9 protein-coding genes are annotated in these 8888 nt (G+C 38.7%); 7 read left to right on the forward strand and 2 right to left on the reverse strand.

Annotation, left to right across the window (positions count from 1 at the left end; all coding sequences use genetic code 11):
• Window positions 1-303: 303 nt before the first annotated feature.
• The gene (locus AC5JMF_RS25765) at window positions 304-570 is read left to right on the forward strand and encodes a hypothetical protein (protein WP_495798550.1); all 267 of its coding nucleotides are present in this window, start codon (window positions 304-306) and stop codon (window positions 568-570) included.
• A gap of 536 nt (window positions 571-1106) precedes the next feature.
• Window positions 1107-1361, forward strand: coding sequence for a hypothetical protein (locus tag AC5JMF_RS25770; protein WP_495798551.1), 255 nt, complete (start codon window positions 1107-1109; stop codon window positions 1359-1361).
• 1037 nt (window positions 1362-2398) lie between these two features.
• Here the strand turns inward: AC5JMF_RS25770 and AC5JMF_RS25775 are convergent.
• Window positions 2399-3184, reverse strand: coding sequence for a hypothetical protein (locus tag AC5JMF_RS25775; RefSeq protein WP_495798552.1), 786 nt, complete (start codon window positions 3182-3184; stop codon window positions 2399-2401).
• Between the two features lie 283 nt (window positions 3185-3467).
• Window positions 3468-4178 carry a Uma2 family endonuclease gene (locus AC5JMF_RS25780; protein ID WP_495798558.1) on the reverse strand — a complete coding sequence of 237 codons (711 nt, stop codon included), beginning with the start codon at window positions 4176-4178 and terminating at the stop codon, window positions 3468-3470.
• 100 nt (window positions 4179-4278) lie between these two features.
• On the opposite strand from AC5JMF_RS25780, the gene AC5JMF_RS25785 reads away from it, so the two are divergent.
• From AC5JMF_RS25785 to bioF, 5 genes are all read left to right on the forward strand, one after another.
• Window positions 4279-4554 carry a hypothetical protein gene (locus AC5JMF_RS25785; protein WP_495798553.1) on the forward strand — a complete coding sequence of 92 codons (276 nt, stop codon included), beginning with the start codon at window positions 4279-4281 and terminating at the stop codon, window positions 4552-4554.
• 125 nt (window positions 4555-4679) lie between these two features.
• On the forward strand, window positions 4680-5216 hold the full coding sequence (locus AC5JMF_RS25790) for a CPBP family intramembrane glutamic endopeptidase (RefSeq protein ID WP_495798554.1): 537 nt from the start codon (window positions 4680-4682) through the stop codon (window positions 5214-5216).
• A gap of 755 nt (window positions 5217-5971) precedes the next feature.
• Complete coding sequence (locus AC5JMF_RS25795; protein WP_495798555.1) at window positions 5972-6721, forward strand: sucrose-phosphate phosphatase; 750 nt, start codon at window positions 5972-5974, stop codon at window positions 6719-6721.
• Window positions 6718-7353 (forward strand): Holliday junction branch migration protein RuvA, encoded by a 636-nt coding sequence (gene ruvA / locus AC5JMF_RS25800; RefSeq protein ID WP_495798556.1) that lies wholly within the window; start codon window positions 6718-6720, stop codon window positions 7351-7353. Before AC5JMF_RS25795 ends, ruvA begins: the two co-directional genes overlap by 4 nt.
• A 329-nt stretch (window positions 7354-7682) precedes the next feature.
• Entirely contained in the window at window positions 7683-8846 is a 1164-nt protein-coding gene (bioF, locus tag AC5JMF_RS25805; RefSeq protein ID WP_495798557.1) for an 8-amino-7-oxononanoate synthase, read from the forward strand.
• Window positions 8847-8888: the final 42 nt, after the last annotated feature.

Raw genomic sequence — 8888 nt, forward strand, 5'->3', positions numbered from 1 at the left:
AAATTACATAATCAAATTAAATAAAACTCTTGTGGGGTGGGCATCTTGCCCGCCTTAATTATGCAAGTTATATGTGGAACAGCTTATTTTTTTAAAAATGTATTTTGTTGCATGGTTGTTGCATGAGCATTGACTAAATTTATTTTTTTTGAAAAAATTAAATTTAAAGATTAGATAATATCTAGTCTCATGTTAAAAATTCACCAGAAATATAGTGGTCTAAAGCAACTTCACAATTAATATAGTTGCTGAATCATTTGTAATCGCAAACTCAAGTCAGTTCCTAATATAGGAAATACAAAAATGGCTAAAATAATGATTTCCGATTTGCGTCAATTAGACACAAATATGTCTTTAGGTGACATCAACTCAGTTGACATAGATGATGTGCTTGGTAATTATTTTATGTCTTTGTGGGGTGGTCAGCCTAATAGTTTAGAATTGACAAACATGACTGACAGTGCAAGTAGTTCTTCTACTACCTATCATGGGCCATTTGGTGTGTATGACAATAAGTTTTTTACCATTGATTTTTCAAGATTAATTATGAATTTTATAATTGTCACTTAACTTTTATTCATCTTTTAAATATTATATAAACATGTATGAATTCTAGATTATTCATACATGTTTATAGTTATTTATAATCTTTTAACTCAGAACTTATGCACTGTACAAACTAATCATAGTATGACTTGGCGAAAATACTTTATTTTAGGCTTTGTTACATGATTAATTTGATGGTAGATTTATCTGTATTTTAGGGGTTTGGCAGTGCTAAATCTCCACAAAAGATATGGTTTTTCTAAAACTCATATTTATTGTTTTTTGTCAATTCGTAAGTACTATAACTATGAATAAACTAATTAATTAGAGCCTAATTCAGATTCAATTACCAAATAATGTTGCATGATTGTTGACTATTTATATTAATTTTGAAAAAATGATATTAGAGATTAGTCACTGTCTAATTTAAGTAGAATACTCTGAATTCACCATATTATCAAGTCAACCAAATTGAACAAAAATCTATATCTCAATGCTTTTTAATTTGGTTCTTGGTATGTTCTAAAAGTCAAGTTAGCTCCTAATATAGGAAAAAAACAATGGCTAAAATAGTGATTTCCGATTTGCATACCTCTGATACAAAGACAATTTTGCATGTTTTAAATACAGCACAAATGAGCGTTATTGGTGGTAATAGTTCTCAAGCTTCATGGATTGATGATCTTGGTAAGTTAGTCAGTATTTTTGATGGAGTAACTGATGGTTCATCTACAAATCCTGCATTAAGTTCGTATGACAATAAGATTTTTGCTGTTGACCTTTCAGGATTAGGTATCAATTTCATGTTTATCTAATTATTTACTCAGTATATTCAATTATTACAGAAATATGCGTTGAGATGTAAGTATCTCAACGCAGGTTTTTTTGTATTTATTAGACCTCTTGCATAAATATTTTTTTGTTGGGCTACGCCCCGCTTCTCTACGAGACGCTTCGCGAACGCTAACACGCAGAGGCGCCCCAGACGCAAAGAAGGACTTTTGCAAGAGGTCTATTGCATTCTTTTTTCAAATTGGTATTAAATAGGCGAATAGAATTCACTACTACACAAACAAAGTTCATCTACGTGGACTTTATGAAATAACCCGCGCAGGCGGGTTTTGTCTGTGTAGCCGTGATTTCTAATAGTTATACGAGTGTGATTCTTCAATTGTATAGTTTTCGCTGTTTACAGTATCTGCAATATTGCTGAGGTAAATATATGGATAGTCTACTAATATACTCTCCACTTGTGCTGGAGTCATATCGTGTAGGAATGTCTTTATATCAACATGATAGAAGTCAGGAACGATTATGTTAGCCATTGCTTTGTTTCCTTCTGTAGGGGTAGCTTATTTTTTATTTTATATTTTACTTTAGATATTCTCAATCAATTTTTGCTCAAACTATATAAAAAATATGCTCAAAATCTGATATATTTATAATTTTTAAGACATAAATATCAGACATAACTAAACATTTTTGGTCTGGTAAATTAGAGTTAATTCTGTATATTTAATTTCTTTTTAAAACTATTATGTATAAGTGTATTGTAAAAGCAATTTATAGTTTTTTAGATCGCGGATAATCAACTAAAGTTCAGTTAAAGGTTATAGTTTGGAGTTTTAAATGTGTAGAGACGTGTTATGGCACATTTCTACACATCCTTGAAAGAACAAAGGCTGATAGGTATAGGTGTAGTTTTTCTAAGTTTCGCGTTTTGATTAACGTGGGTAAAGATTTTGAAACGAAAAAATAGGCTTTTTTCGATTACATGTAAAAAAACCTGCCCTGGAGAGCAGGAAAAGATTAGGGAGATTGAAAGAAGGATTTAGGACAGCAAAAATCTTTTTCAATACAAAATTTCAAAACCCACTCTGGTGATGAAATAATCTGCAATTAAAAGTACAGGAACTAGCAATAGCGCATTCCGAGAAGATAAACGTAGTACTCCAATTAACGCTGTGTTCAGGAATAAAATAAGTGTTGTAAAACAGAAGATATAAAGTAAAACTGTTATTTCTCCAGCGTTAATTCCTAATAACCACAGCAATAGTAGAAATAAAGTGAGAGGAGCAATTGAGAAGCCAGTAACAAAAGTGAATTGTTTGTAATTACCTGCTGCTCTGAATATTTGTCGTATGCACCACAGTACAGCTATCATGCTCAGCACTGGAATTGCAGCACCTATTAAAATTCTGATGTGTTCTGAAAAACCTAGTTGTCCATTAAATCCCCTGCCAAATAGATTCCCAAAAGTCAATAAAGCTGCGATAGATTCTACTACTTTTAATACTGCCATCCAAAAAGCCAACATGAACAGAACACAAAGGATAATACCTGCGTTGAAGGCACGATTGTCTCCTAAAGTAGTGAGTGCTGCTTGTAAACCGTTAGCTGGATCTTTCCAAATTAATTTAAAAACACTCCATATATCTAAAGCGGCTTCTTTGCTTGCTTCCACAACTACGACTGGCTGTGATATCTCCGTCGGTTTTGCTTGAGATGGTGAGTGGTTACTAATAAAGGTATCAACTTGCAGGTGGGTTGGCTGAGATGAATCTAAATTATTAGCATTAATTTGTGTAACTTCATTTTCACGAGAGGTTTGATCTTCGGGCGGCACTGAATTAGACATGTTTTATTTCCCAATTCATAAATCATCAACTTATGACAAGCGAGATTGGAGACTGTCTCCAAACACAGATGAAGCAATACAACAGCAAGCTTCATCGGCAGTAGATTTCCGTTACAACTACTATCAGACGGACTGATAGTTGCGGAAATCTGATTTTATAGAATATACAGAATTTTTGCTGATAATTATTGATATCTAAGTATTATTACAGAATTTAGCCGTATATCCACTCAATCAGGATGATTTAAAATCTCTTTTTCTATTTGCAAGACAAGATAAATATTCACGGCTCACCAGATAAGCTATCATTCAACTGCTGAATGAATGCTTGATGCTCATCTGAACTCAGCCCTTTTTGTAGTATTGCCAACACCTGTTGCATATTTCCCGCAACCAATGCTGAGATATCAAGCCACAATCCCGGAAACACTTGACTTTGAATTACACTTAATGCATCCGGTATCAGTGCGACATATTCACCATCTTGCAAGCTGAACCAACTCACAGTACCCTCAAAAACTTGCCAAACAATATACTCTTGGATACCATTACGGCGGTAGGCACGTTTTTTATCATACAAGTCTTTGGTTGCGCTACTGGCGGCAACTTCAGCAACTAACTCTGGCGCACCTTCAACGTAACCATCAGCATCCAAATGAGACGAGCCACCACAAGCTGCATCGATTAACAAAATAGCATCCGGTTGGGGTTCGTTATCTAAATCTAGCCGCACAGTTGGATTATCACCTAATCTCACACCAGGCGTAGCCACTTTATAATTTCCCAGCCAAATCATCAAATTACCATGGGGTTCGGCGTGGGGTTCAAAGCGCAAGGGTGAGGCCACGTAAACGACTCCTTCAATCAATTCGGCTTTTTTGAGATTTGGCATGGCATGATAACGGCGCTCAAATTCGCGGCGAGTCAGGCGATCGCCACTCTCAAGAGGTGGGATACTAATTGGAGTCGGTTGTTGTGGAGAGGTGTTAACCAAGGCAACTGGTAGAGATGGGTAAGTTGATTGTATCGTAGTGCGTTGCTGCTCTAACTTGTAAGATTGGTGGATAACGCACAGGCGATCGCAGACTATCATTATGAATAAAAATTTTTTAGATGTTGCCAAAACAGGTAAAAATGACTGGTGGCGCTACTTGCTAGGAGTTTTGCTGATTATCTTTTTTTATTGGGAAATCGGCTCGTTTGTTTCTGGAATTGTGGCAACTATTTTCTTTCTTGCTTCCAATACTGCTAATGGTGTAGATATTTACAGTTTGGGTGCGGAGTTGCAACAACAATTAGAATTTTATCTCAAAAACTCTCCGTCTCGAACATTTGTTATTTCTAATATTCCTTTTTTTTTGCCTGTTTAGGTATATTTATCACTATTGAGTGGCTACATAAACGAAAGTTTAAAACTCTAATTAGTGCTGACAATGCTATTAAGTTTAAGCGAATCATATCAGGTTTTAGTGTTTGGTTGCTTTTGCTAGTAGCTTTGACAGTCGGTGATTGTTTAATAGAGCCACAATATTATTCATGGACTTTTAATTTAGCACAGTGGCTACCTCTTGTTCCCCTAGTTTTAGTGCTGACTCCTATCCAAACTTCTGCTGAAGAATTTCTCTATCGTGGCTATTTGCTTCAAGGACTAGGACTTTTATATCGGCAAAAAACTATACTAATTATTATGAACAGTTTTTTATTTATGCTTCCACATTTAGGCAATCCAGAAATGCAGCGGGGTGCTATATGGATGGCATTGCAGTATTTTTCATGGGGTGTATTTTTATCGGCAATTGCTCTCAAGGATAATCGCATAGAACTTTCTTTAGGTGTTCATGCAGCTAACAATATTTTTGCTTTCTTATTAGTTAATACTAAAGATTCTGTGAGTCCTACACCTGCGATATTAACTATCAACGATCCTGGAGACCCAAGATTAAGTTTGGTCATCTTTTGGGTGATGATCGCAATATTTTATTACTGTTTTTTTGGTAGACATACAAGAAGGAAACGCTTAAATAATTCGTAATTCGTAATGACGCTCCTTCGGACGCTCGTACCTCGCTAACGCTGCGCTAACGCTACCGCTGCGCTAACGTAATTCGTAATTAAGTTTTGTAATGGGGATTTAGCGCAAAGTCAGATTGGAGGAAACCTCCGATCTGACGGCAGTTGTTCATGGGGGAAACCACGCCACTTGCTTTAATCCGGGAAACCCGTCCAACGCAGTGGCTCCCCAAGATCACACTGCCTCAACTTTGTAAGACAGACACCAACACAAAACTTGCCGGTTATAGAACCGGGGGACTTAGATCTTGCACCTTCCCAATCTCCCGCCAGAGAATAAATTCTCGCTCTTATTAGGTCAAGTCCACTTAAGTGGACTAAAATCTATGCTTTTTGTGAGATTTAGTCCTCTTGAGAGGACTTTTGCTATTAGCCATAGGTTAGAAACCTATGGCGGTTTTTGGGACTGGTGCAAGATATCAGGGGGACTTAAACCCACGGAACTAGTTAACAGAGAAAAGGGAATAAAACTAGAGACGCGCCATGGCACGTCTCTGGTTTCAAAAGTAATAAATTCTAATATTTAGAGACGCATCATGGTGTGTTTATACTTTGATTGTGCTGTAAAAAAAATTGTTTCATCAGGACGAATACATCGTCAGCAAAATCTGGTAGATTAACTGCGATCGCCTATTCAATAATTGGTTTCTGCTTTCTAGATTTCAAATTAGGTTTCCAGGAATTTTTGCAACTACTAACTTAGGAGATATCAAGACTATGAAACCATTTCTATTTGTCACTGACCTAGATCACACACTTGTAGGTGATGACCAAGCCTTAATTGAATTAAATCAACATCTCAGTGAACATCGTCAAGAATATGGTACCAAGATTGTCTACGCTACTGGGCGATCGCCTGTCCTTTATCAAGAACTCCAAGTTGAAAAAAATCTCATCCAACCAGATGCTCTTGTGCTGTCTGTTGGTACAGAAATTTACTTTGATGGTACTGATGTTCCAGATGCAGACTGGTCAGAAATCCTTTCCCCTGGCTGGAGTCGCGACTCTGTATTATCTATTACTAGTAAATATTCGGAATTAATACTACAACCAGACTCAGAACAACGCTCCTTTAAAGTCAGCTTTTTTTTACAACAAGCAGCAGCGGAAGACATACTACCACAACTTGAGGCAGAGTTATTAAAATATAAATTAAATATAAAATTAATTTATAGTAGCGGTATTGACCTTGACATTGTACCCCTTTCCAGCGATAAAGGTCAGGCAATGCAATTTTTGCGCCAGAAGTGGAAATTTGCAGCCCAGCAAACAGTTGTCTGTGGTGATTCAGGTAATGATATTGCTTTATTCGCTGTAGGCAACGAACGGGGAATCATTGTCGGGAATGCCCGCAAGGAATTACTCGAATGGCACGATGAGTATCCCGCTGACCACCGTTACCTGGCAAAAGATTTTTGTGCAGGTGGAATTATCGAAGGTTTAAAATATTTTGGTTTCTTGGAATGATAAGTTATCTTAAAGGTCTCGTCGCTGGTATCCAAACAAATAATGGTAATCGCGTTATCTTGACGCTAGAAGTAAATGGCATTGGGTATGATTTACAAATTCCTCAACGCTTGGCACAGCAGCTACCTGAGTCGGGAGGAGTAGCACAAATTTTTACCCACTACCAAGTTCGCGAAGAAGTGCCTTTGTTGTATGGCTTTGCTTCGCCAGCCGAACGCGATTTATTTCGCCACTTGCTGAGTGTCAGCGGTATTGGTGCAGCTTTAGCGATCGCTTTATTGGACACTTTGGAATTACCCGATTTAGTCCAAGCCATTATCGCTGCCAATACACAAATCTTAATTCAAGCTCCAGGTGTAGGTAAGAAAACCGCAGAACGCATCTGTTTAGAGCTGAAAAGCAAGTTAATCGAGTGGCGCAAATCAGCAGGTTTCTTCGTAGCTACAGGCGGCCCTGCACCAGGAATTCTCGAAGAAGTGCAAATGACCCTCTTCGCATTAGGATATACTGCCCATGAAGTCAGTCATGCTTTACATGTGGTCAGCGAAGAAATTGGCCTACCAAAAGACGCCTATGTCGAAGATTGGATTAAACAAGCGATCGCCCATCTTAGTAGCGAACAGGTTCAATAGTCAATTGTCATTGGTCACTTGTTATTAATTATTTAGTTATAAGTTCCTTGTTATTAACGCCCTCATCCCCCGGTCACTGAGCGAAGCCGTAAGCTAATAATCATTCAAATTGCATCCCCGCGTCTCCCCTTAAGCGCGTCCTCCGAAGTTTGCTCAACGGGGGGAACCCCCGCACGCAACTTCTCTCCGCGTCTTTCTGAGGCAAAGGATTATGCAAGTTAAAGGCAGATTAGCTTACCTGCGGGATCTTGCTACGCGCAGCGTCTTTAAAGGAGAAATGCATCCCCCGGTGACTGAGCGAAGTCGAAGTCCATCCCCCTAATCCCCTCATGAACAACCCCTATGCTTGGCTAGAAAAGTCTTTAGCAACTATTCACCGAGCAGATTGGTATCGCTCAGTACAAACAATCTGTGGGCGTCCGGGGGCAACGGTGATGTTAGCAGGGCAAGAGGTAATTAATTTTGCTAGTAACGACTATTTGGGACTGGCAGGAGATGAGCGCTTAATAGCGGCGGCCACTGCTGCTATTCACGAATTTGGGACTGGTAGTACTGGTTCTAGATTGCTCAGTGGACATCGTAAATTACACAGGGAATTGGAAGAGGCGATCGCATCTACTAAACAAACAGCAGATGCGGTGGTATTTAGTTCGGGGTATCTAGCAAATTTGGGTGCAATTACCGCTCTAGTAGGCAAACGAGATTTAATTTTATCTGACCAGTACAATCATTCAAGCTTGAAAAATGGAGCGATTCTCAGCGGTGCAGTTGCGATTGAATATCCGCACTGTGATCTGACAGCACTAAGAAATCTGTTGAGTCAGCAACGGCAAAACTATCGACGCTGTTTAATTCTGACTGATAGCGTCTTCAGCATGGATGGTGATTTATGTCCCTTGCCAGCACTACTGGATTTAGCTGATGAATTTAGCTGTATGCTGCTGGTTGATGAAGCTCACGCCACTGGTGTGCTGGGAAAAACTGGTGCTGGGTGTGTCGAACATTTCGCGTGTACAGGTAGACAATTAATCCAAATTGGTACTCTAAGTAAAGCTTTGGGTAGTCTAGGTGGATATGTGGCGGGAAGTAACGCCTTAATCGACTTTTTACGAAATCGCGCCCCTAGCTGGATTTACACCACCGCGCTTTCACCTGCTGACACAGCAGCAGCCTTAGCAGCAATCAATATAGTGCAACAAGAACCGCAACGCCGCGCTCAATTATGGCGAAATGTGGATTATTTGAAAAAGTTAATCCAGCAGCAACTACCTAGTCTCAAATTATTGCCTTCAGAGTCACCTATATTATGTTTTGAATTAGCAAGTGCTGCTGATGCGCTCAAAGTTGGTAAACAACTTAAATCTGCTGGCATTTTTGCCCCAGCAATTCGTCCTCCTACAGTGCCAACCAGCCGTATACGAATATCTGTGATGGCAACTCATGAACTAAGACATATTCAAAAATTAGTGGTAGCCTTAAATCGTAATTCGTAATGACGCGACGCTCCTGCGTCGCTAACGCTGACGCTCGTACCT

This window comes from Desmonostoc vinosum, from assembly GCF_059505385.1.